The sequence below is a fragment of the Pararhizobium sp. genome (assembly GCF_035497515.1).
In the GTDB taxonomy this organism is placed as follows: domain Bacteria; phylum Pseudomonadota; class Alphaproteobacteria; order Rhizobiales; family Rhizobiaceae; genus Pararhizobium.
Window position 1 is genome coordinate 23,097 of record NZ_DATJDJ010000126.1, and the last position, 21,499, is coordinate 44,595.

21 protein-coding genes and 1 pseudogene are annotated in these 21,499 nt (G+C 61.4%); 11 read left to right on the top strand and 11 right to left on the bottom strand.

Annotation, left to right across the window (positions count from 1 at the left end):
- Positions 1-82 precede the first annotated feature (82 nt).
- Both gloB and VL202_RS13425 read left to right on the top strand, forming a co-directional pair.
- A complete protein-coding gene (gene gloB / locus VL202_RS13420; RefSeq protein ID WP_325464611.1) occupies positions 83-853 on the top strand; it encodes a hydroxyacylglutathione hydrolase in 771 nt (256 codons plus the stop codon).
- The gene (locus VL202_RS13425; protein ID WP_325464612.1) at positions 853-1,296 is read left to right on the top strand and encodes a cupin domain-containing protein; all 444 of its coding nucleotides are present in this window, start codon (positions 853-855) and stop codon (positions 1,294-1,296) included. Before gloB ends, VL202_RS13425 begins: the two co-directional genes overlap by 1 nt.
- A gap of 2 nt (positions 1,297-1,298) precedes the next feature.
- Here VL202_RS13425 and VL202_RS13430 read toward each other — a convergent pair whose 3' ends face one another.
- Together VL202_RS13430 and VL202_RS13435 are read right to left on the bottom strand one after the other, a co-directional pair.
- A complete protein-coding gene (locus tag VL202_RS13430; RefSeq protein ID WP_325464613.1) occupies positions 1,299-2,189 on the bottom strand; it encodes a DMT family transporter in 891 nt (296 codons plus the stop codon).
- 27 nt (positions 2,190-2,216) lie between these two features.
- The gene (locus tag VL202_RS13435) at positions 2,217-2,993 is read right to left on the bottom strand and encodes a DUF3108 domain-containing protein (RefSeq protein ID WP_325464614.1); all 777 of its coding nucleotides are present in this window, start codon (positions 2,991-2,993) and stop codon (positions 2,217-2,219) included.
- A 356-nt stretch (positions 2,994-3,349) separates the two neighbouring features.
- Here VL202_RS13435 and rpmB point away from each other — a divergent pair, with 356 nt between their 5' ends.
- A complete protein-coding gene (gene rpmB, locus VL202_RS13440) occupies positions 3,350-3,649 on the top strand; it encodes a 50S ribosomal protein L28 (RefSeq protein ID WP_325464615.1) in 300 nt (99 codons plus the stop codon).
- Positions 3,650-3,789: 140 nt separating this feature from the next.
- Positions 3,790-4,428, top strand: a complete 639-nt coding sequence (locus tag VL202_RS13445; protein WP_325464616.1) for a queuosine precursor transporter — start codon at positions 3,790-3,792, stop codon at positions 4,426-4,428.
- A gap of 228 nt (positions 4,429-4,656) precedes the next feature.
- Here VL202_RS13445 and VL202_RS13450 read toward each other — a convergent pair whose 3' ends face one another.
- The 4 genes from VL202_RS13450 to VL202_RS13465 all read right to left on the bottom strand — a co-directional run bounded on the left by VL202_RS13450 (position 4,657) and on the right by VL202_RS13465 (position 9,410).
- Positions 4,657-5,628 (bottom strand): esterase-like activity of phytase family protein, encoded by a 972-nt coding sequence (locus tag VL202_RS13450; RefSeq protein WP_325464643.1) that lies wholly within the window; start codon positions 5,626-5,628, stop codon positions 4,657-4,659.
- Between the two features lie 141 nt (positions 5,629-5,769).
- Positions 5,770-7,686 carry a cobaltochelatase subunit CobT gene (cobT, locus tag VL202_RS13455; protein ID WP_325464617.1) on the bottom strand — a complete coding sequence of 639 codons (1,917 nt, stop codon included), beginning with the start codon at positions 7,684-7,686 and terminating at the stop codon, positions 5,770-5,772.
- Positions 7,687-7,689: 3 nt separating this feature from the next.
- Positions 7,690-8,685 carry a cobaltochelatase subunit CobS gene (gene cobS / locus VL202_RS13460; RefSeq protein ID WP_325464618.1) on the bottom strand — a complete coding sequence of 332 codons (996 nt, stop codon included), beginning with the start codon at positions 8,683-8,685 and terminating at the stop codon, positions 7,690-7,692.
- 89 nt (positions 8,686-8,774) lie between these two features.
- Positions 8,775-9,410, bottom strand: a complete 636-nt coding sequence (locus VL202_RS13465) for a J domain-containing protein (RefSeq protein WP_325464644.1) — start codon at positions 9,408-9,410, stop codon at positions 8,775-8,777.
- 153 nt (positions 9,411-9,563) lie between these two features.
- Here VL202_RS13465 and VL202_RS13470 point away from each other — a divergent pair, with 153 nt between their 5' ends.
- Both VL202_RS13470 and VL202_RS13475 read left to right on the top strand, forming a co-directional pair.
- Positions 9,564-9,845, top strand: a complete 282-nt coding sequence (locus VL202_RS13470) for a BolA family transcriptional regulator (RefSeq protein WP_325464619.1) — start codon at positions 9,564-9,566, stop codon at positions 9,843-9,845.
- Positions 9,846-10,062: 217 nt separating this feature from the next.
- Positions 10,063-11,655 (top strand): caspase family protein, encoded by a 1,593-nt coding sequence (locus VL202_RS13475; protein ID WP_325464620.1) that lies wholly within the window; start codon positions 10,063-10,065, stop codon positions 11,653-11,655.
- Between the two features lie 20 nt (positions 11,656-11,675).
- Here VL202_RS13475 and VL202_RS13480 read toward each other — a convergent pair whose 3' ends face one another.
- The 3 genes from VL202_RS13480 to VL202_RS13490 are packed head-to-tail and all read right to left on the bottom strand — an operon-like array spanning position 11,676 to position 14,720.
- Positions 11,676-13,007 carry an HlyC/CorC family transporter gene (locus VL202_RS13480; RefSeq protein WP_325464621.1) on the bottom strand — a complete coding sequence of 444 codons (1,332 nt, stop codon included), beginning with the start codon at positions 13,005-13,007 and terminating at the stop codon, positions 11,676-11,678.
- Positions 13,004-14,137: a 3-dehydroquinate synthase gene (gene aroB / locus VL202_RS13485; RefSeq protein WP_325464622.1), complete on the bottom strand. Its 1,134-nt coding sequence runs from the start codon at positions 14,135-14,137 to the stop codon at positions 13,004-13,006. Before aroB ends, VL202_RS13480 begins: the two co-directional genes overlap by 4 nt.
- 4 nt (positions 14,138-14,141) lie before the next feature.
- Positions 14,142-14,720 (bottom strand): shikimate kinase, encoded by a 579-nt coding sequence (locus VL202_RS13490; RefSeq protein WP_325464623.1) that lies wholly within the window; start codon positions 14,718-14,720, stop codon positions 14,142-14,144.
- Between the two features lie 158 nt (positions 14,721-14,878).
- Between VL202_RS13490 and VL202_RS13495 the strand changes: the two genes are divergently transcribed.
- The 5 genes and pseudogenes from VL202_RS13495 to VL202_RS13515 all read left to right on the top strand — a co-directional run bounded on the left by VL202_RS13495 (position 14,879) and on the right by VL202_RS13515 (position 19,134).
- Positions 14,879-15,028, top strand: a complete 150-nt coding sequence (locus VL202_RS13495; protein ID WP_325464624.1) for a hypothetical protein — start codon at positions 14,879-14,881, stop codon at positions 15,026-15,028.
- Positions 15,025-15,981, top strand: coding sequence for a site-specific tyrosine recombinase XerD (gene xerD / locus VL202_RS13500; RefSeq protein ID WP_325464625.1), 957 nt, complete (start codon positions 15,025-15,027; stop codon positions 15,979-15,981). Before VL202_RS13495 ends, xerD begins: the two co-directional genes overlap by 4 nt.
- 77 nt (positions 15,982-16,058) lie before the next feature.
- On the top strand, positions 16,059-17,012 hold the full coding sequence (locus VL202_RS13505) for an acetyl-CoA carboxylase carboxyltransferase subunit alpha (protein WP_325464626.1): 954 nt from the start codon (positions 16,059-16,061) through the stop codon (positions 17,010-17,012).
- A gap of 203 nt (positions 17,013-17,215) precedes the next feature.
- Positions 17,216-18,643, top strand: a pseudogene (locus VL202_RS13510) (L,D-transpeptidase family protein); the annotation flags it as partial.
- 257 nt (positions 18,644-18,900) lie between these two features.
- Positions 18,901-19,134: a sulfurtransferase TusA family protein gene (locus tag VL202_RS13515; RefSeq protein WP_325464627.1), complete on the top strand. Its 234-nt coding sequence runs from the start codon at positions 18,901-18,903 to the stop codon at positions 19,132-19,134.
- Positions 19,135-19,197: 63 nt separating this feature from the next.
- On the opposite strand, the gene VL202_RS13520 is transcribed toward VL202_RS13515, so the two are convergent.
- Both VL202_RS13520 and VL202_RS13525 read right to left on the bottom strand, forming a co-directional pair.
- Positions 19,198-20,349, bottom strand: coding sequence for a GTP-binding protein (locus VL202_RS13520; protein WP_325464628.1), 1,152 nt, complete (start codon positions 20,347-20,349; stop codon positions 19,198-19,200).
- Between the two features lie 27 nt (positions 20,350-20,376).
- A complete protein-coding gene (locus VL202_RS13525; protein ID WP_325464629.1) occupies positions 20,377-21,462 on the bottom strand; it encodes a D-alanyl-D-alanine carboxypeptidase family protein in 1,086 nt (361 codons plus the stop codon).
- Between the last annotated feature and the right edge of the window lie 37 nt (positions 21,463-21,499).

Genomic DNA, 21,499 nt, shown 5'->3' on the forward strand with positions numbered 1-21,499 from the left:
GTTATCTCTCAACGGGTGGACTTCAAGGCGGCGATCACTACATTCGCGGTAACCGACCCGCCCGCCGCAGGAACTCCCCGTCATGACCAATCTCGAAATCGAACTGTTTTCATGCCGCACCGACAATTTCGGCGTGCTGATCCATGATCCGGAAAGTGGCGCCACCGCCTCGATCGACGCGCCGGAGGAGCAGCCGATCCTCGATGCGCTGAAGCGGCGGGGCTGGACCCTGACCCATATCCTGACGACCCATCACCATCAGGACCATGTCGAGGCCAATCTGGCGCTGAAGGCCCGTTTCGAGGCCACCATCATCGGGCCGGAGAACGAGGCCGCCAAGATTCCGGGCCTCGACATGACGATCGGTGACGGCGGCGATTTTGAATTCGCCGGCCACAAGGTGCATGTCTACGAGACGCCGGGACATACGGCCGGGCATATTTGCTTCCACTTTCCCGACGACAAGCTGCTGTTTTCCGCCGACACGCTGTTCGCGCTTGGTTGCGGCCGACTGTTCGAGGGCACGCCGGCACAGATGTGGACTTCCCTGACCAAGCTGATGGCGCTGCCGGACGACACCACGGTCTATTTCGGCCATGAATACACGCTGTCCAACGCCCGTTTCGCGGTGACCGTCGATCCGGACAATGCCGCCTTGAAGAGCCGCGCCGCCGAGATCGAGGCTTTGCGCGCCCAGGACGGCTTCACCGCGCCGACGACGCTGGGGCTGGAGAAGCGCACCAATCCGTTCCTGCGAGCCCAGGACGCCGGCATACGGGCGCATCTGGGCATGGAGAGTGCGACGGACGCCGAGGTGTTCGCCGAAATTCGCAAGCGCAAGGACAATTTCTGATGGACGTTCAATTGCCGCTGTCGGCGCAGGCGATCATCGAAACACTAAAGATGGAGCGCCATCCGGAAGGCGGCTGGTATATCCAGACCTTCAAGGACGAGGCAGGCGGCTCGCGCGGTCATTCGACAGCGATCTATTACCTCCTCGAAAGGGGTGACCGATCCCACTGGCACCGGGTGCGCGACGCCGTCGAGGTCTGGCACTTCTATGCAGGCGCACCGCTGTCGCTCAGCATCGCCGGGGATGGCAGGCCGGCGGAAACCTTAACGCTCGGGTCGAACATCGCTTTGGGCGAACGGCCGCAGGCCATCGTGCCCGCAGATCGGTGGCAATCGGCAACCTCGCTTGGAAGCTGGTCGCTGGTCGGCTGCACGGTCTCGCCCGGCTTCGACTTCTCGGCCTTCGAGATGGCGCCGGCCGACTGGCAGCCGCCGGAAACCTGATCCTACCCGGCAGGCTGGGTCGCGACGGAGCGGTTGCGGAAGATCACGTCCTTGGCCGCAAGGACAGCGCCGCCGGTGACGAACAGGCAGGCGAGCGCGATGCGCCAGGACGGCTCGGCGAAACCGAAGGCGATCAGCACCAGCGTTGAAAGAACCGGCGCGGCATAGCTCGCGACGCCGAGCAGCTGGATATTGCCGTTCTTGACGCCGAAATCCCAGGCATAGAAGGCCGCACCGACCGGCAACAGGCCGAGACCTGCAACCGCGAGCCACTGCGTCGCCGTCTCCGGCCAGACAGTGGTTTCCAACCCGAGATGGCAGAGAAAGGACAGTGCCGCCGTCGCCATGCAGAAGCCGGTGACGACATCGGTGGAGACGGCATCGAATCGCCGCGTCAGCAGGGAATAGCCCGACCAGGTGAAGGCGCAGGCAAGCGCCGCGCCATAGCCCAGCGTATAAGCATCATCGAACTCAACGCCATTGCGCGCGACGATCAGGACCGTGCCGGCAAGGCCGAGAATGGCACCAGCGAGGTGATACCAGCGCAGGCGCTCGCCCGGCAGAAGCGCCGAGCCGACGACGATCAGCAGCGGCCAGAGATAGGCGATCAACCCTGCCTCGACGGCGGGCGCATTTCGTAGCGCCGTAAAATAGAGGAAATGATAGCCGAACAGGCCGGCAATGCCGACGATCCAGACCTTGGCGGGTTGCCGCAGCAGGGTCAGTCGTTCTGGCTTCAACAGCAGCACGATAATACCGGGAACGCTGCCGATGGAAAAGCAGATGGCCGACAGCTGGAACGGCGGCATGGTGCCGGAGGCGGCCGTGAGCAAAGCGAGTAGCGACCACATGAGAATGGCCGAAAAGCCGATCAGCGTTGCCTTGAGGTTCATTCCATTGCCTCCGGTCGTGGCGGACCGTCAGCTGCCGAAACGCGTCGCCCAGATGGTCACTGCGCCGTAGCTGGTCGGAATCCGAACATAGACCGGAGCATATACGTTGACCGACTCGGCCTTGGCAAACCAGATCTCCATCGTTTCCAGCTTGCGCAGGTAATCGACGTCGTCACGACCCTTGCGATAGCCGGATTTGGGCACGAACTTGATGCCGCAGACGATGACATCGCCCTGGAAGCCTTCGGTCTTGAATGGCTTGGTGCCCTTGGCGGACAGTTTCAGGTCCATGCGCGATTCGCCATCGAAGACCGGCACGCTTTTCGGGCAGACACGGGTATCCGCCGGAAAGATCAGCCCCGACAGCGGGTCGACGACATTGCGCATGTCGGCCTTGCTCACCGGCACCCAGTTCTTCGGAATCTTGCGCGCCGGCTTCATCGAGGCCGAGGTCACGTCACCGTTGCGGAACTGCACGTCGATATCGCGGCCCTTCTTGCCGGTCCGGTATCGGACCTTGTATTCCGACGCGCTCAGGCGGTCGCGGCCGACAGTACCGGAAACCGAGGTCTGGCCGGACGTTTCGGCGAAGAGATCGGCAAGCCCGGCCGAGTTCATCGTGCCTGATATCGTGTAGCGATTGGCCTTCAGCTCGGTATGGAACGACGCCTTGGCGATGGGCAGGCCGGCGAGAGCAATGCTGTAGTCCGTGTTGTGCGTGACCTCGACTGCATCGGCCACGCCTGTGGACAACGTTGCAACGCCAAAAGCCAGAAGCGCCGAGACACCGATGCGCAGGTTCATTCCGGAATGCCCTTTTCAATTCGTCCAAACGAAAGCCAGCGATACGGCGGGTTTGCGGCATTTCTGCGCCTCGCGGCCCGCTTTTGCCACAAGCCTTAAACCAATGCGAAACAAAGTGGAATTGCTTGCGCGCAAGATGTATAGGTGGCGGCAAGATCAGATCAAATCGATGGATCCGGCTCAAGGAATGCCCGTGGCACCCAAGAGTTTTCCCGGAAAATGAAGGTTTGGCTTGACTGCGCGGCTCTCGCTGACTATAGAACCGCAACTTTCCAATCATGGCCAACGGAATGCGGCCTGGGCTTGATAGTCCGCCAACGCATGGACCGAAGGCGAAAAGAAAAAATAGGTGCATCATGTCCCGTAGTTGTGAATTGACCGGCAAGGGCGTCCAGTCGGGCAACAATGTGAGCCACGCGAACAACAAGACCAAGCGCAAGTTCCTTCCGAACCTGTGCCAGGTGACGTTGATCTCCGACGTGCTCGGCCAGCGTTATCGCCTGCGCGTTTCGGCTGCTGCCCTGCGCTCGGTCGAACATCGCGGTGGTCTCGACGCATTCCTGATCAAGGCCAGCGAAGTCGAACTGTCGATGCGCGCCCGCCTGCTGCGTCGCCAGATCGTCAAGAAGACGGCTGAAACCGCAGTCGCCGCTTAATCAGCGAGCTTGCGAAATGCGATTTGAAAGGCTTGCCTGGGCAACCGGCGAGCCTTTTTCTCGTGTGCTTTCAATAAACCGCTCGCGGACATACCGCGAACCCGATCCCTCCAACTGGTGGCATACCCCAGGATAAAAAAATGCTGACGAATCGTACTTTCCTTCTCTATGTCGCGCTGATGACCCTCGTGGTCGTCGCTTCCAATGTCCTCGTCCAGTATCCCCTGCCCGGCTCGATCGCCGGCATGCAACTGGGTGATCTCCTGACCTGGGGCGCCTTCAGCTATCCCATCGCCTTCCTGGTGACAGACCTCACCAACCGCCAGTTCGGACCGCGTACTGCCCGCAAAGTGGTGATCGCCGGCTTCGCCGTCGCCATCGTGCTGTCGGTTCTCGTCGCCACGCCGCGCATCGCCATCGCGTCGGGCTCCGCCTTCCTGCTCGGCCAGTTGCTCGATATCTCGGTGTTCAACAAGCTGCGCACCCAGAGCTGGTGGCGCGCACCGCTGATCGGCTCGCTGTTCGGCTCGGCTCTCGACACGATGATCTTCTTCTCCTTCGCCTTCGCGCCGTTTTTCGTCTTCTTCGGCCCGAATGACGGCTTTGCGCTGGAGAACGCGCCGATCTTCGGCGTCATGGCAACGGAAGCACCACGCTGGATCTCCTGGGCGCTCGGAGACCTCGGCGTCAAGATCATCGTCGGCCTGGTCATGCTGCTGCCCTACGGCGCACTGATGAGCATCATCCGTCCGATGCCGGGTGTGAAGGCCAGCGTTTGAAGCGGCTCTTAGGGGGGCAGAGCAAACTCGCTCCCCTTTGTCAGCTGCGCTGACATCTCCCCCACAGGTGGGGAGATCATTCTTTTTCCTCACGACACCCGTTAGGCGGCTTTATCTTTTTGATGAGAGTGCGGCGTTTCGGCCAATCTCCCCCCTTGTGGGGGAGACGTCACGGAGTGACAGAGGAAGCGAGCTTATTCCAGGCAAATGGCCTGCTAAGCCCGCACTTCACTCCACCAGCTTGAATTCCAGCATCAGGTTGCGCTCGAGGATCGAGTGGTTGTCGTCGGACACGACGATGACATGGATGTCGCCGTTCGGCTGAACGATGACGTCCATGCCTTCCATATTGTCGATCTGGTAGCCCATATCCGCTTTCATCAAGACCTCGCCATCGATGGCAGCGCCCGGCTTGATGTCATCGGCGTTGAAGCGGCGGATCTGCATGCCGATACCCTCAGCGAAGGAGAAGCGGCGCTCCAGCAGCAACAGGTCGCCGTTCGGCAGAAAAGCACCGTCGGTGATGGCAAAGGGGTCCTTCTGCACGACACCGAAAATGCCCTTGCGCGGCCCATCGAGCACGGCTGCGAGGATATGATCGGCACTGTCGAAACTGAGTTCTGACACGACCACCGTTCCGCCGGCGAGCGGGCTGTCTTTCGGCGAGACGGCGATGGTCTCAAGCCCGCGATTGCTGCGCAACTCGTTCAGGGGAATGAGGATCGGCAGTTTCGCCACCGGACGCGACTGCGCAAATCCCGGATCCGGATAAGCCTCCACGCGGTGGATCCGCTCGTAGGAGGCCAGAACCTGTCCGTCGCGCAGTGCGAGCCCCTCGCAGTCCATGCGCTCCTTGACCTGTTCCGAGCGACCCTTGTGATCGATCATCGAGGTGATCGTCAGGTCGGTGACGCCTGACAGGCGGCCCTTGCCGTCGCGCTCGATAGCCCCTTCCACCCAATGGCCGGTATCCATCACTGCAAGGAAGGACTTCCGGTCCGGCCGAAAGCGGATGGAGGAGATCGCACCGAGCAAGGGATTGGTCGAGGACATTTCGATGCCGCCGATGAATTCCAGCTTTCCGAACCGCTTCTGTTGAGACGAGAACTTGAAGCTCTCGATCTGCCGGCTCTTCACTGGAGCGATTTCCTGATGCGCTGGGGATGCGGCCGTGGCAGGCAGGGGTGCCCAGAGCAGCATCAGGACGGAGGCGAGAATCGAGGTCGCTTTCAAACGCATTCCTTCCGGCCGACCGGGTGTGGATGGAACGGCAAGGAGCCGCTTCCGGAAAAGGGAAATAACACTGTCAAAACCGAATCGGGGCAAAAGCCGCCGCCCCGTTCAGGAAACCCTTCGGCCGGCACGCAGCCGCGCGGAGGCAGCCCCCCGCAGCGAACTCGCGTCGTCGAACAGCGAGGCCAGTTGCTCGGTCATGGCGCCTGCCAGTTCATCGGCATCGACGATGGTCACGGCGCGGCGATAGTAGCGCGTCACGTCATGACCGATGCCGATGGCGAGCAGTTCGACCGGCGAGCGGGTCTCGATCTGCTCGATGACGGCGCGCAGATGGCGTTCCAGATAATTGCCCGGATTGACCGACAGCGTCGAATCATCGACCGGCGCACCATCCGAAATCATCATCAGGATGCGCCGCTGCTCGGACCGAGCCAGCAGGCGGTTGTGCGCCCAGATCAGCGCTTCGCCGTCGATATTTTCCTTGAGCAGGCCCTCGCGCATCATCAGGCCGAGATTGCGGCGCGCCCGGCGCCAGGGAGCGTCGGCCGACTTGTAGATGATGTGACGCAGGTCGTTGAGACGGCCCGGCGTCTGCGGCTTGCCGCGGGCAAGCCAGCGCTCGCGCGCCTGCCCGCCCTTCCAGGCCTTGGTGGTGAAGCCGAGGATCTCGACCTTGACGCCGCAGCGCTCGAGCGTGCGGGCCAGAATATCCGCGCAGGTGGCGGCAACCGTGATCGGCCGGCCGCGCATCGAGCCGGAATTGTCGATCAAAAGCGTCACGACCGTATCGCGGAAGTTGGTATCCTTCTCACGCTTGAAGGACAGCGGCTGCATCGGGTCGATGATCAAGCGCGTCAGCCGCGCCGGGTCGAGATAGCCCTCTTCGAGGTCGAATTCCCACGACCGGTTCTGCTGCGCCATCAGCCGGCGTTGCAGCCGGTTGGCAAGGCGGCCAACCGCGCCCTGCAGGTGGGCCAATTGCTTGTCAAGAAACGCCCGCAGCCTATCGAGTTCGACATCGTCACAAAGCTCTTCGGCCGTGATGGTCTCGTCGAACTCCTCAGTGAAGACGCCGTAATCGACCTTCTCGTTGAAATCGTCGAAGGGGTGATGGGGGCGCTTGACCTCGCCCGGCGTCTCGCTGTCGTCCTCGCCATCATCCGACATTTCCTCCTCGGAAATCTCGGCGCCATCCATCTCGCCGTCTTCCATCTGCTCCTGCGCCGATTCGTTTTCGTCGGCGGGAGCAGCGTCGGCACCGGCATCTTCGTCGGAGCTGTTTTCGTCCTCTTCCTGGCTGCGCGGCTGGTCTTCGTCGGTCTGGGTGTCCTGGTCGTCAGGCTCGACCTCGTCGTCACCATATTTCTCGGCGACCTCCATCGAGGTCAGCATGTCGCGGACGACGCGGGCGAAAGCCTGCTGGTCGTTGACGGCAGCCGAGAGGTTCTGCATGTCTCTGGCGGCTTTTTCCTCGATGAAATCGCGCCAGAAATCGAGAACCTTGCCGGCCGATGCCGGCGGCTTCTGGCCGGTCAGTTTTTCGCGCACGATGAGCGCGAGCGCCTCTTCCAGCGGAGCATCCGATTGCCGGTCGATATTGCCGAAATTCGCCCGCGCATATTTGTCGTGCAGCATCGAATTCAGATTGTCGGCCACACCGCTCATCCGCAGCGATCCGACCGCTTCGACGCGCGCCTGCTCGACCGCGTCGAACATTACCCGCGCCTCGGCGCCCTGCGGCGACATGGTGGCATGGATGCGGGCATCATGGCAGGCCTTGCGCAGCGCCATCGAATCGCCGAGCCCGCGGGTCACCGAAAGCTCGTGGCGCGTCGGGCGCTTGGAGATTTCCGGCAGGCGCATGCGCTCACCGGTCATGCCCGGACGCTCGTTGGCGAAGGTCACCTCGATTTCGGAATCACCGGCGATCGAGCGGATGCAGCCGGTGAGCGCCCGGCGGAACGGCTCGACATCGACGATCCCCGCAGGCCTTGCTTTCGAATTGTCGCCCCGGCCTGCCATGGATCAGGCCGTGGCTTCGAGCACGATATTGGCGGCACTTTCCTTCAGCTCGACACCGAAGGCGCGCTGATAGTGTTCCGCCACCAGTGCCCGCTCGAGTTCATCGCACTTGTTGAGGAATGTGACGCGGAAGGCAAAGGCGATATCACCGAAAATATGGGCGTTTTCGGCCCAGGTGATCACCGTGCGCGGGCTCATGACGGTCGACAGGTCGCCATTGATGAAGGCAGCGCGCGTCAGGTCGGCGACGCGGACCATCTTCGAGACGGTGTCGCGGCCGCGCGCCTGGGTGAAGCCCTTGACCTTGGCGGCAACGATATCGACTTCGTTGTCATGCGGCAGGTAGTTCAGCGTGGTGACGATCGACCAGCGGTCCATCTGCGCCTGGTTGATCTGTTGCGTGCCGTGATAGAGGCCGGTCGTATCGCCGAGGCCAACGGTGTTGGCCGTCGCGAACAGGCGGAAGGCCGGGTGCGGGCGGATGACGCGGCTCTGGTCGAGCAGGGTCAGGCGGCCGGAAGATTCCAGCACGCGCTGGATGACGAACATCACGTCCGGTCGGCCGGCGTCATATTCGTCGAAGACCAGAGCGACATTGTGCTGGTAGGCCCAGGGCAGGATGCCGTCCTTGAATTCGGTGACCTGCATGCCGTCCTTGACGACGATGGCGTCCTTGCCGACGAGATCGATACGGCTGACATGGCTGTCGAGATTGACGCGCACGCACGGCCAGTTGAGGCGGGCCGCGACCTGCTCGATATGGGTCGATTTGCCGGTGCCGTGATAGCCCGACACCATGACACGGCGGTTATGCGCAAAGCCGGCAAGAATGGCGAGCGTCGTTTCGCGGTCGAAGAGGTAGTCCGGGTCGAGATCCGGCACATAGGCATCGGCCTTGGAATAGGCCGGCACGCGCAGATCGGTATCGATCCCGAAGACGTCACGGACGGAAACTGTCGTATCGGGAAGGTTGGAAATATCGAGGTCTACCTTGCTCATCATGTCTCCAGCACGGAAGCCCTCTTTCGCCTGGCGGCGGGCATCCCGTCTATGCCTTTATAAATGTGTGACCGTAATAAAACGGGTTCCTAGCAGAAGCCAGCCTGTTTTAACAATTGATATGCCTGGATCACGGCGCGAAAACGCTCTTCCGATCCCCTGTCTCCGCCATTTGCATCCGGGTGATGCTTTTTTACAAGCTCCTTGTAGGCCGACTTCACGTCGGCGGGCGTCGCATTGGCATGCAGGCCGAGCGTCTCGAAGGCCTTGGCCTCAAGCGTCTTCAGCTTGCGCAGCCGCGGCTCCTGGCGGGAGGTGCGGGCGCGTGCCTGCTCGACGAAGCCGAAGGGGTCGCGCATGCGGGCCTGGGCGCCGGCCGAACCGGAGCGCTGCTGCGACTGCTGCGGCGCATTCTTGGCATTCTTGTTGACACCCACCGTCCAGGTCGGACGATGGCCGGTGATCGCTTCCTTCTGGTAGCGCGCGATCTCCGTGTCGGAAAGCCCCGAAAAGTAGTTGTAGCCCTTGTTGTATTCCTTGACGTGCTCGAAGCAGAACATGAAGAATTCATTTTCCGCGTTGCGCCCCACCGGCGCGCGATGGACGGCATTCTCCTCGCACCCGTCCCACTGGCATTTGGGTGCCATCGGCTCGGGTTTCTGGCTCACCTTACGGCGCGTCCGGATCCCGTCGAAATATTTTGAATCAAGTTTCATGGCGCTAATTATGGGGCGTGGCAGGCGCCACGACAAGAATTGACAAATCAGAATGTTGCAGGCTTTGTGGGGCTATTTTGCACCGCGCAAAAAGTCATCCGCGGACAGGTCTCGGTTAACAGATCAAGCTCCGCGGAAAAGCCAGAGAAACGGGGCCAAAACATGTCGCTTCAAAGCCGGATCGAAACAAAACTCAACACAGCCTTCTCCCCCGAGCGCCTGGTCGTCATCAACGAAAGCCATCTGCATGCCGGGCACCATCCCGACATGAACGGCACCGGCGAAACCCATATGCGGGTGCGCATCGTTTCCAGCGCCTTCACCGGCATGAGCCGGGTTGCCCGCCACCGGGCCATCAACGATCTCCTGAAGGCCGAATTCGACGAAGGACTGCATGCGCTGGCCGTCGAGCCGGCTGTTCCCGGGGAAACAACCCGATGGTGAACAACAGTGGTAATAATCTGCCACTACTGAACTGAACCTGCCAGTACTTGCTGCGTTGCAGAATTGACGATTTTTACTGCTGCAACTACAATTTAGGCAGGCGGAGAATAATCGGATCGCATGGTCCGTCAAATAATACGACATACAGAAAATTTTCATCTTTCGGGCGATGCCGACTACAGGTTGTCAGGCCGCCCTGTTTTTTGGGGTCAAGGATATGCTCAGGAGGTTTGGGCTTGTCGCGGTATTGATCACCGCGTTTCTATCATTCGATCAGGCATCGGCAGCGACGCCCAAGAAAGTCGCGCTGGTCATGGGCAACAGTGCTTATCAGCACGCAGTCGAGCTGCCCAATCCAAAGAACGATGCCAAGCTGATGGCGGAAACGTTGCGCACGGCGGGCTTCACCGTGATCGAGGGCGAGGACCTCGACAAGAACGGCATGGCCAATCTGGTCGACCAGTTCACGGAAGCGGCCTACGACGCCGAGATCGCCCTCATCTATTATGCCGGCCACGGCCTTCAGGTCGATGGGCAGAATTATATCGTGCCGATCGACGGGCAGCTCGAAACGGCGGCACAACTGAAGACCCGCACGATCCAGATCGACAAGCTGCTCGCAGCCCTGCCGCCGGACCCGGCCGTCAGCATCGTCATTCTCGACGCCTGCCGCGACAATCCGCTGGCCCGTTCGCTGGCCAAGGCGTTGCCGGCCAGCCGCTCGGGCGCGACAGGCGGCCTGGCACCGGTCCAGACGAACGGCCAGACTTCGAACTCCGGCGGCCTGCTGATTGCCTATTCCACCGATCCTGGCGCCGTGGCGCTGGACGGAAAGGGCGTCAACAGCCCCTATACAACGGCTCTTGCCAAGCACCTGACGACGCCAGGTCTCGAAATCCAGAGCGCGCTGACCCGGGTGCGTGCCGATGTCTCCGAAGCGACCGGCGGCACCCAGCATCCCTGGCACAATGCCTCGCTCTCCCGCGAAGTCTTTATCGGCGGCAACGCGGGGGATCGCGGTATCGCCATCGAGCAGAACACGGTCACGCCGACGTCGGAAGTCGCCGCGACCGGCGGTAACGACGTCAACTGGACGGTGGAGCAGAAGCTTTGGGATGAAGCCTCCAAGCGCAATACGGTGGCGCATTACGAACTCTACCTGCAGCAATATCCGAGCGGCAATTTCGCCACGCTCGCCAAGCTCAATCTCGACCAGTTGAAGACCGAGGCAACCACCGAAGTCGCTTCCATCGCCCCGGTCGGCGAGGCAACGGCCTCGGCCTCGCAGGTCCGCACCGCCGTGGCGATGCCGGATGACGTCAAGACGAGCGTCGGCACCCCTGAAACGGAAGCAGCACTCGATCTCGACAAGGAAGGCCGGGTCGACCTTCAGCTGCGGTTGGGCGCGCTCGGCCACGTCACCGGCGGCGCCGATGGTGCGCTTGGTGCGAGATCCCGCCTTGCCATCGGCGCTTGGCAGAAACAAAACGGTCTGATCGAGACGTCCTACCTGACCCAGCAGCAGCATCTTTTCCTCGTCGTCCAGACGGATCCGATGATGCCGCAGATCAGGGCGCAATACGAAGCCGACAAGGCCGCCGCTCTCGCAGCGTCCCTGCGCAAGGCCCAAATCCGCCAGAAAGCGGCCAGCCAGCAGCGCGTCAAGCGTCATCAGCAGGCCGATGATGGTGCGGTTCTGGAAGGTCCGGTCGAGCGCCAAAACAATGGCGGAGGCATGGACCCGGCGGGTGCGGCCTTCGCCGGCGGCCTGCTCGGCGGCGCGCTGGGCGGCATTATCGGCAGCCGCTGAACACTAAACTGCCGCCTGCCTCACATGCCTTCGCCTCTCTTGGGGGGCGGAGGCATCACCACATCTTCCGCCGGCCTGATCCGAAGCTGCGTGATGCGGTTCTTCACACGTTTCATGACGGTGAAGCGCTTGCCATAGAAGGTGAAGGCCTGACGTTCCTCCGGGATCGTCTTCGATTCGTGGATGACGAGGCCGGCGACCGTGGTCGCTTCCTCATCCGGCAGGTTCCAGTCCAGCGCCCTGTTGAGATCGCGGATCGGTACGCTCCCATCGACGACGATCGAACCATCGGCTTCCTGCCGCACACCCTGGATTTCAAGGTCGTGTTCGTCGGAGATGTCGCCGACGATCTCCTCGATAATATCCTCCAGCGTCACCAGTCCCTGCACCTCGCCATACTCATCCACCACAACGGCGAAATGCGCCTTGCGGCGCAGGAAGGCGTTCAACTGGTCCTTGAGATTGGTTGTCTCGGGCACGAACCAGGGCTTTTGGGTGATTCGGCTGATATCGAGATTTTCCGGCTCGACATCCGGCTCGGCCAGCGCGCGCAGCAGGTCCTTGGCATGCACGACGCCAATGATGTTGTCGGTCGATCCGCGCCAGACCGGCATGCGGGTATAGGGGCTTTCAAGAACCGCGCGAACATTGACCTCGGGCGGGTCATCCGCATTGAGGCCGCGCATCGAGGTTCGATGGATCATGATGTCGGAAACTTCGAGTTCGCCGAGATCGAGAACGCCGCCGAGCCGGTCGCGGTCCGCCTTGATCACCGAGCCCTCACGATGCAGCAGATCGACCGCGCCGCGCAATTCCTCATGCGCAGTCAGCATCGAGGTTTCCGACGAAAGATTGATCCCGAACAGACCGAGAATCTTCCTGACGATCCAATTGACGAGGCTCGAAACCGGGCCGACGACCAGAACGACCACATTCACCGCGCGCGCGACCGCAAGGGCAAATCGGTCTGGTGACGCGATCGCCCAGCTTTTGGGCAGCACCTCGGCAAAGATGACAAGGACCACCGTCATCGCCAATGTCGCATAGGCGACGCCGGAATCACCGAAGAAATGCAGGAAGAGACTGGTGGCGATCGACGACGAAAGAATATTGGCAAGGTTGTTGCCGATCAGAAGCGCGCCGATGAGCCGGTCGCGGCGTTCGATGAGGCGATTGACGAGACCGGCGCGTTCATCACCGTTGCCCTCCAGCGTATGCATGCGCGTCCGCGATGCCGCCGTCAGTGCTGTTTCTGAACCGGAAAAGAAAGCCGACAACACGATCATCAGCAGGATGACCAGAACACCCGGCGCATAATCCGCCATGAAAACCGCAAATGTCTCGTTGGTCATCCCGGATGCTTTTCCTCCAGAAACCGCAACACCTCATTGGCCGGCACATCGTCGGCGACGAAGGACTGGCCGATCCCGCGCGTCAGGATGAAGGTCAGCTTGCCGCTTTTCACCTTCTTGTCCTGGGCGATCGCATCCATCAGCTTTTCAGCCGGTGGCAGGCCACCCGGAATATCGTTCATCCGCGTCGGCAGGCCAACGGTCTTTAAATGGGCCTCGACCCGCGTCGCGTCGTCGGGGCTCGCGAGGTTCATGCGCGCAGAGAACTGATGCGCCAGCACCATGCCGATCGACACGCCCTCCCCGTGCACCAGCCGCGCGCCATCGTACTGTGTGGCCGCTTCCAGAGCATGACCGAAGGTATGACCGAGATTGAGGAGGGCGCGGCGGCCGTTTTCACGCTCGTCGGCGGCGACCACATCGGCTTTCGCCTGGCAGCTGATGGCGATCGCCTCGATGCGGGCGTCTCCGCCCGCGAACACCGCCCGCCAGTTCTTTTCCAGCCAGGCGAAGAAGTCCGGCTTGTCGATCAGTCCGTATTTGGCGACTTCCGCATAACCGGCCCTGAATTCGCGCGGGCTCAGCGTGTCGAGTACGTCGGTATCGGCCAGCACGAGGTCCGGCTGGTGGAAGACACCGATCAGATTCTTGCCATGCGGCGAGTTGATGCCGGTCTTGCCTCCGACGGAGGAATCCACCTGCGCCAGAAGCGAGGTCGGGATCTGGATGAAGCGCGAGCCGCGCCGGGCAATGCCGGCGGCAAAGCCCGTGAGGTCACCGATGACGCCACCGCCCAGCGCAATCACGGCGTCGTTGCGCTCGATGCGCGCGCCGAGGATCGCTTCGCAGACCGGGATAAGATGTTCGAAACTCTTGGTCTTTTCACCGGCGGGAAGGACGAGCGAGACCGCGTCGATACCCTTTGCCTTGAGGCTCGCCATCAGCGGATGGAGGTAGAGCGGCGCAACATTCTCATCGGTGATGACAGCCATCCGGCGGCCTTTCAGCCGGCCGGCGATCTCGGCGGCAGCGGTGGCGATCAGCCCCGGGCCGATCAGGATGTCGTAGGAACGATCCCCCAGGTCGACCCGAACGGTTTTCTGGGCGGCGGACGGGCTGGCAGCGGTCATGGCTTCACTTCTTCGGCATGTTGACGAGGGCGGCGAGAACCTCTTCCACCATCACTTCTTTCTTGACGTCACGGGACAGCACGGTGAGATCCGCTTCCGCATAGACGGGATAGCGGGCGTGCATGAGGTTTTCGAGCGTCTGCTTGGGGTTTTCGGTCTTCAGCAGTGGCCTTGTATCGCGCTTGTTGACCCGTTCCCACAGGACGTCGAGTTCGGCATTCAGCCAGACGGACAGGCCATGGCGCTTGATATGCTTGCGGGTACGCTCGTTGATATAGGCGCCGCCGCCGGTGGAGACGATGCGCGGGCCGGAATGCAGCAGCCGCTTGATCACCCGCGCTTCCAGCGCGCGAAATTCGTCTTCGCCATAGGCCGCGAAGAGTTCGCTGATCGTCATGCGCGAGACGCGCTCGATCTCATGGTCGGAATCGACGAAGGGAACGCCGAGCGCCGTCGCGGTCAACCGGCCGATCGCCGATTTGCCGGCCCCCATCAGACCGACGAAGACGAGGTTCCGTCGCCCCAGCGCGGCCTTCGCCTGGCTGATCAGCGCCTCCGAAACCGATTCGATCACGTCGCTCATGCAGTTACAATTTCCCCATTCTGTTCCGGTATCGACAAATCAGCGGGAAGCGTCAAGACATAGCCGCATAGATGAGACATGGAAGCCTGCCGCAAAACCGCCGTTCTTGCACTTGCAAACGGCCGTGGTCATAGTGACGACCAGTCGAGGATTTGAAAATGCCCACCCTATTCCGGTTCCTGTTCATCTGTGTCCTTGTTGCCGGGGTGATTTACGGAACCATGGTGGCACTGGTGACGTTCGTCGATCCCGTCGAGCGCGACGTGACGATCCGCATCCCCTCGGAAAGGGTCAACAAGACGCCATGATCGACCTTTCCGCCGCCCATATGGAATCCTTCCTGGAGATGATGAGCGCCGAACGCGGCGCGGCCAACAACACGCTTTTGTCCTATGAGCGCGATCTGGAAGACGCCTACTCGTTTCTCAAGCAGCGCGGCATCAAGCCGACCGAGGCGGGATCGGACGATCTGCGCGCCTATCTCTCGCATCTGGCGCAACGGGGCTTCAAGGCATCATCGCAGGCGCGCCGCCTGTCGGCGCTCCGGCAATTCTACAAGTTTCTCTATGCCGAAGGCCTGCGCACCGACGATCCCACCGGCATTCTCGATGCACCGAAAAAAGCGCGCACCCTGCCAAAGATTCTCGGCATCGACGATGTGTCGAAGCTGATCGGCCAAGCGGAACAGGAGGCGGCGGCCGGTGGTCCCGATCCCGTGGCGCGGCTGCGCATGCAGGCGCTGATCGAGCTTCTCTATGCGACCGGCATGCGGGTCAGCGAACTGGTCTCCCTGCCGGCCTCGGTGCTGGTGCAGAACGGACGTTTCCTCGTCATCAAGGGCAAGGGCAACAAGGAACGGCTGGTGCCGCTGTCGCATTCGGCGATCCGGGCGTTGCAGGCCTACGGAGCGGCGATGGCGCGCGACAATGCCGCGCAGAAGGCACCGCCGCCGGAAAGCCCCTGGCTTTTCCCGTCGTCCGGCAAGGCCGGCTATCTGCCACGCCAGGTCTTTGCCCGCGATCTCAAGGATCTGGCCGCCCGCGCCGGCATCCGTGTGGCGGCAATCTCACCGCATGTCCTGCGCCATGCCTTCGCCAGCCACCTGCTCGCCAATGGCGCGGACCTGCGCGCGGTCCAGGAACTTCTTGGACATTCGGACATTTCAACGACACAAATCTATACACATGTACTGGAAGAGCGGCTGCATCAGCTGGTCCAGAACCATCACCCCCTTGCCAAACAGGCGAAAAAACAGGATTAGGAGCGCCAGAACCCTTCGCGTCGACTTGGCTCATCATGTCCGCGAACACTAGCGCAATATGATCGGAAACGCATCACATGCACAATTATCTCGATTTCGAAAAACCCATCTCCGATCTCGAAGGCAAGATTCACGAGCTGAAGAAGATTGCCAGCGAAGACGAGAGTATCGACACCAAAGACGAGGTCGAGCGGTTGGAAGTGCGCGCCCGCGAGGCGATGGCCGAAATCTATTCCAAGCTGAACCCCTGGCAGAAGACGCAGGTTGCGCGCCATCCGCAGCGCCCGCATTTCCAGGAATATGCAGCCAGCCTTCTCACGGAATTCACGCCGCTGGCTGGCGACCGCAAGTTTGCCAATGACGAGGCGATCCAGGCCGGTCTGGCGCGGTTCCGCGGCACACCGGTCGCCGTCATCGGCCAGGAAAAGGGCAACGACACCAAGTCGCGCATCAAGCACAATTTCGGCAGCGCCCGTCCGGAAGGCTACCGCAAGGCGATCCGCGTCATGGAAATGGCCGATCGCTTCGGCTTGCCGCTGATCACGCTGATCGACACAGCCGGCGCCTATCCCGGCATCGGCGCGGAAGAGCGCGGCCAGGCGGAAGCCATCGCCCGCTCGACGGAAATGTGCCTCAACATGAAGGTTCCGATCGTTTCCGTCGTCATCGGCGAAGGTGGCTCGGGCGGCGCCATCGCGATTGCGACCGGCAGCCGCGTCTACATGCTGGAACATGCGATCTATAGCGTCATCTCGCCGGAAGGCGCTGCCTCCATCCTCTGGCGCGACTCGACCCGCGCCAAGGAAGCCGCGACCAACATGAAGATCACGGCGGAAGACCTGAAGTCGCTGGGGATCATCGACGGCATCATCACCGAGCCCGTCGGCGGCGCCCACCGTGACCCCGAAGCCGTCATCGAGAAGACCGGCACGGTCATCGCCGACGCACTGAAAGAGCTTTCCGGTCGGACGGGCGAGCAGTTGCGCTCCGATCGCCGGCAGAAATATCTGAACATAGGCCGCCAGCTTTAAACATATTCTACGGATTCCACCGGTTGGACGCTGCAAACTGCACGGCACGTCCAACCTTGGCCATATTCCTGCGCTCTGGAACGACTGGGACAAGGCGGCTCTGCAAGGTTAATATTTTGTGAAGTATAAGGACGTATTGATTCCCTGCGGTCCGCCTTCGGGGAAATTCCGCGTTCGATCGTTTTCTTGATGGGCCTTTGCTGATGCGTCTGACACATCTCGTTGCCACCGCCGCCTTTGCCGCAATGCTCTCGGGCTGCACGAACGAGACACTCGACACGTTCGACAAGGCCGAAGTCGATATCAGGAGCGTCAGGAACAAGACGACCTACGAGCTTTCCGGCAGGATCGTCGCGAACATGCATTCGGCCAACATGCCGAAGACGTCGCCGATCATGATCCGCATCTTCAAGGAGGAAGGCGCGCTCGAAATCTGGAAAGCCGATGCGACCAATCGCTTTGCCAAGCTGCGCGAATACAAGATCTGCGCCTGGTCCGGCAAACTCGGTCCGAAGATCAAGGAAGGAGACCGGCAGGCGCCGGAAGGCTTCTATCCGATCACCCCCGGGCAGATGAACCCGAACTCCAGCTACTATCTCGCCATCAACACCGGTTATCCCAACCGCTACGACCAGGCGAACAGTCGCCGTGGCACGAACCTGATGATTCACGGCGCCTGCTCGTCGTCCGGCTGCTACTCGATGACCGACGAGCAGATGCAGGAAATTTTCGCGCTGGCGCGTGACGCCTACAAGGGCGGCCAGCAGTCGATCCAGTTGCAGGCCTTGCCCTTCCGCATGACAGCCGAAAACATGGCCCGCCACAAGAACAGCCCGCATATCGAATTCTGGAAGATGCTGAAGACCGGCTATGACCAGTTCGAGATCACCAAGCGGCCGCCGGAAGTGAATATCTGCGAGAAGAAGTATGTCTTCAACCAGCAGACGGATGGCAAGTTCACCCCCGCCGGACAGTGCCCCGCCATGTCGACGCCATCGACGATGCAGGTGGCACTGGCGAACTACAACAAGAAATACGATGACGACTACACCAAGGCCCTGAAGAAATATGACGGCATGGTGTGGTACGAACCGAGCGAAGGCGAGCGCAAGGCGATCGTCGCCAAGGATCGTGTCGGCAAGGAGCTCGCCTATGCGCCGACCGGCCGCTCCATCGACGCCGGCAAGCTGATGAAGGCCGAGGACCTCGCGAAACTCGAAGCCCGTCGCGCGGAACTCGCTGAAGCCAAGAAGGCGATCGAACTCCAGACCGCAGAACTGGAAAAAAGCACGCGTGGTGGCAAGAGTGTGCCGGTTCCGGTTCAGAACCCGCTGCCGCGTCCGATCGAGCAGGCCTCCACCGAGCAGGTGACCACGGCGAAGACCGGCTTCTGGAGCCTGTTCTCCAAAAATGGCTCACAGGTCCAGAGATTGGAGCCAGCAACCCCGGAAGAATTGAACCCCGCCGGTCAGAATATTGATGGAACAGCCGCGCAACAGCCGGTGACAGTAGCCAAGGGCAGGCCCGTGGCCGCCGAAGCGGATGCGAAACCGGCCGCAGCAGCACAGGACGCCGCAGCGGTTGAGCAGGCATCCGTTGAACGGGCCCCGCCGGCGAAGAAGGGCTTCTGGGGAAGCCTGTTTTCCAAGGACAAGGCTTCGCCGACGACCACACCGGTAGCCGTTGCGCCAGTAGATACGGCCGCTCGACAGCAGAGCGTGGAACAGAACCCCGTCGCGACGGCCAAGGCAAAGACCGAAACGGCCACGAAGCCGGCCACCGCCGCAGCGGCCCAGGACGTTGCCGCAACGGAAGCCGCGCCCGCATTGGAGCAGGGCGTGACCGAACAGCCGAAGAAACGTCCGTTCTGGAAAATCTGGGGCAATTGATGCCCGAGGAAACCAGCCTGATCTATGACCTCAAGGGGCTGAAATGTCCCTTGCCGGTGCTGAGGACGCGCAAGCGCATGCTGACGCTGTCCCCCGGCACGCTGATCACCGTGGAAACGACTGATCCTCTGGCGATCATCGACATCCCGCATTTTTGCAACGAAGACGGCCACAGCCTGGAGCGATCCGAAACGCTCGCCACCGGACACCGCTTCGTCATTCGCAAGGCATAGACTGAAGACAGCATAGCTGCCCTCTCCCGATCAGAAAACCATGCCCGCGCCGGTTCCGGCTGGCTACATCCGCAGTCCCGGCACCGCCAGGGGATTGTCCTCCAGCGCCTGCCGGTCCGGGCGGTCGATGCTCGGCTTGCCGGTGAAGGCGTCGAACAGGTCGCGGACAAAGGCTTCGGGCAGGTCCTTGGTGATCAATACCATGCGCGTGCGGCGGTCGGACGGATCCGGCCAGGCCGCCATGCGCTGCGGTGCATGAAAGACAGTTTGCACCCCGTGCAGGATCAGCGGCTTGTCGGGATTGTCGGACATCGATATGATCGCCTTCATCCGCAGCAGCTTTTCACCATGGGCGGAGCGCAGGAGATCAATGAACATGTCCAGCGCCATCGGATCGATCGGCCTATCGTGCACGATGCTGAAGGAACGGATATCCGCGCCGTGGCGGTTGGCGTCGTGATGGTGGTGATCGCCATGATGATCGTGGCCGCAATCATGGTCGTGATGATGGTGGTGGTCATCGTGGTCTTGATCAGCGGCCGCCTCGTCCTGCAGCCAGCGGCCGACATCGGCGATCTTGGTGGCGGGATCGTAGAGGCCGCAATGGAAGAGTTCGGCCTTGCCCGCTTCCGGCAGGTCGCCATCGATCATCGGCGCACGCGGATTGAGTTCGCGCAGACGCGCCTTCAGCGAGATGACGGCATCCGGCGTCGCCAGCGAGATCTTGCTGATTACCAGCCGGTCGGCCATGGCAACCTGCTTGACCGCCTCCTCGTGATGATCAAGCGTCGAAAGACCGTTGACCGCATCGACGACGGTGACAACCCCATCCAGCCGGAAGCTCTGTGCAATGATGGGATTGCCCATGACCGATTGCAGCACGGGTGCCGGATCGGCAAGGCCGGTGGTTTCGATGACGACGCGCTTCAGCGGCCTGATCTTGCCGGTCTGCATCCGGTCCATCAGATCGGCCAGCGTATCCACCAGTTCGCCCCGCACCGTGCAGCACAGGCAGCCATCGGACAGTTCGATAATGCCGTCGCTGGAGGCTTCCACCAAAAGGTGGTCAAGCGAGACAGCGCCGAATTCGTTGATGATCACGGCGGTATCGGTGAGGTCCGGGTCCTTCAGCAGCCGGTTGAGAAGCGAGGTCTTTCCAGCCCCCAGGAAGCCGGTGAGGATCGATACCGGCACGGCATTGAGAACAGGGCTCATGGACTATCCGATCGGATCATGCTGGGTTTAGAATACGGGGCGGGGAACCGGGATCGGCACATTGGCGACTTCGCCCTGTCCTGTCGCGGCCTTATCCTTCGCGGTACCGGGAATGAGACCTGCGGCAACGAGGTTCAGCGGCCGGTTGATCTCGTGAATATAGGGTGACTGCAGTTTCTGGCGGCCGACCTCGTCCTTGTTTTCCGAGCGTATCTTGGCGGCCTTCGGATTACAGATTTCCTTGCTGACATCGGCGACGATCTCGCGGCCTTCACCATAGGGAGCGATCTGCCCGAGGCCGGGCTTGCCGCCGCCGCTGGAGGTCAGGCCGAGTTGCAGGAGACGGGCCGATTCATCCGCGCGCCCACCGAGGCTGTCGGCGCCGAGAACGATTGAAACGACACTGCGGCCACCACGGGTGGCGGAAGAGACCTGGTTGAAACCGGAGGCGCAGATGAAGCCGGTCTTCATGCCGTCGGCGCCGTCAAAACGGCCGATCAGCATGTTGAGGTTGGGGTAGTTCTTTTTCCCGGTGGTAAAACCTTCATAGGCAAAATATGGCGCGTATTGCGGAAATTCACGCTTGATGGTGATCGCCAGAACAGCCAGGTCCCGAGCCGTCGTATACTGGCCCGGCGCCGGCAGGCCGTTCGGATTGACGAAATGCGAGGACGACATGCCGATGCGCTGGGCCTCGGCATTCATCATGTTGATGAATGCCGGCTCCGAGCCTGCGACGGTTTCGCCGATCGCCACAGCGATATCGTTGGCCGACTTGATCAGCATCATCTTCAGCGCGCTGTCGAGCGTCAGGGCCTGGCCCGGCTTGTAGAACATCTTGCTCGGCGGTTCACCGGCCGCGTTCTTCGACATCACCACCGGTGATTCCAGCGTCAGTTGGCCGGATTTAAGCGCACGAAACGTCGTATAGGCGGTCATCAGCTTGGTGAGCGAGGCCGGATACCATTTCTGGTAGATTTCCTGCTGCTCGAAGACCTTCAGCGAATTGACGTCGACAACCAGTTTCGGGTTGGCAGACGCCGGCAGGACAGTAGCCAGAAGCGACGCTCCCGCACCTGCCAGAACGGCCAGGAGTTTCACCTTGCCACCCATACGAATTCCAGTTGTCACCACAATCAAACCTCGAAAT

Bases quoted from the DNA above. Each gene is read 5' to 3' on its own strand.
- gloB (WP_325464611.1), top strand. From the start codon at position 83: ATGACCAATCTCGAAATCGAACTGTTTTCATGCCGCACCGACAATTTC.
- VL202_RS13425 (WP_325464612.1), top strand. From the start codon at position 853: ATGGACGTTCAATTGCCGCTGTCGGCGCAGGCGATCATCGAAACACTA.
- VL202_RS13430 (WP_325464613.1), bottom strand. From the start codon at position 2,189: ATGAACCTCAAGGCAACGCTGATCGGCTTTTCGGCCATTCTCATGTGG.
- VL202_RS13435 (WP_325464614.1), bottom strand. From the start codon at position 2,993: ATGAACCTGCGCATCGGTGTCTCGGCGCTTCTGGCTTTTGGCGTTGCA.
- rpmB (WP_325464615.1), top strand. From the start codon at position 3,350: ATGTCCCGTAGTTGTGAATTGACCGGCAAGGGCGTCCAGTCGGGCAAC.
- VL202_RS13445 (WP_325464616.1), top strand. From the start codon at position 3,790: ATGCTGACGAATCGTACTTTCCTTCTCTATGTCGCGCTGATGACCCTC.
- VL202_RS13450 (WP_325464643.1), bottom strand. From the start codon at position 5,628: ATGCTGCTCTGGGCACCCCTGCCTGCCACGGCCGCATCCCCAGCGCAT.
- cobT (WP_325464617.1), bottom strand. From the start codon at position 7,686: ATGGCAGGCCGGGGCGACAATTCGAAAGCAAGGCCTGCGGGGATCGTC.
- cobS (WP_325464618.1), bottom strand. From the start codon at position 8,685: ATGAGCAAGGTAGACCTCGATATTTCCAACCTTCCCGATACGACAGTT.
- VL202_RS13470 (WP_325464619.1), top strand. From the start codon at position 9,564: ATGTCGCTTCAAAGCCGGATCGAAACAAAACTCAACACAGCCTTCTCC.
- VL202_RS13475 (WP_325464620.1), top strand. From the start codon at position 10,063: ATGCTCAGGAGGTTTGGGCTTGTCGCGGTATTGATCACCGCGTTTCTA.
- VL202_RS13480 (WP_325464621.1), bottom strand. From the start codon at position 13,007: ATGACCAACGAGACATTTGCGGTTTTCATGGCGGATTATGCGCCGGGT.
- aroB (WP_325464622.1), bottom strand. From the start codon at position 14,137: ATGACCGCTGCCAGCCCGTCCGCCGCCCAGAAAACCGTTCGGGTCGAC.
- VL202_RS13490 (WP_325464623.1), bottom strand. From the start codon at position 14,720: ATGAGCGACGTGATCGAATCGGTTTCGGAGGCGCTGATCAGCCAGGCG.
- VL202_RS13495 (WP_325464624.1), top strand. From the start codon at position 14,879: ATGCCCACCCTATTCCGGTTCCTGTTCATCTGTGTCCTTGTTGCCGGG.
- xerD (WP_325464625.1), top strand. From the start codon at position 15,025: ATGATCGACCTTTCCGCCGCCCATATGGAATCCTTCCTGGAGATGATG.
- VL202_RS13505 (WP_325464626.1), top strand. From the start codon at position 16,059: ATGCACAATTATCTCGATTTCGAAAAACCCATCTCCGATCTCGAAGGC.
- VL202_RS13515 (WP_325464627.1), top strand. From the start codon at position 18,901: ATGCCCGAGGAAACCAGCCTGATCTATGACCTCAAGGGGCTGAAATGT.
- VL202_RS13520 (WP_325464628.1), bottom strand. From the start codon at position 20,349: ATGAGCCCTGTTCTCAATGCCGTGCCGGTATCGATCCTCACCGGCTTC.
- VL202_RS13525 (WP_325464629.1), bottom strand. From the start codon at position 21,462: ATGGGTGGCAAGGTGAAACTCCTGGCCGTTCTGGCAGGTGCGGGAGCG.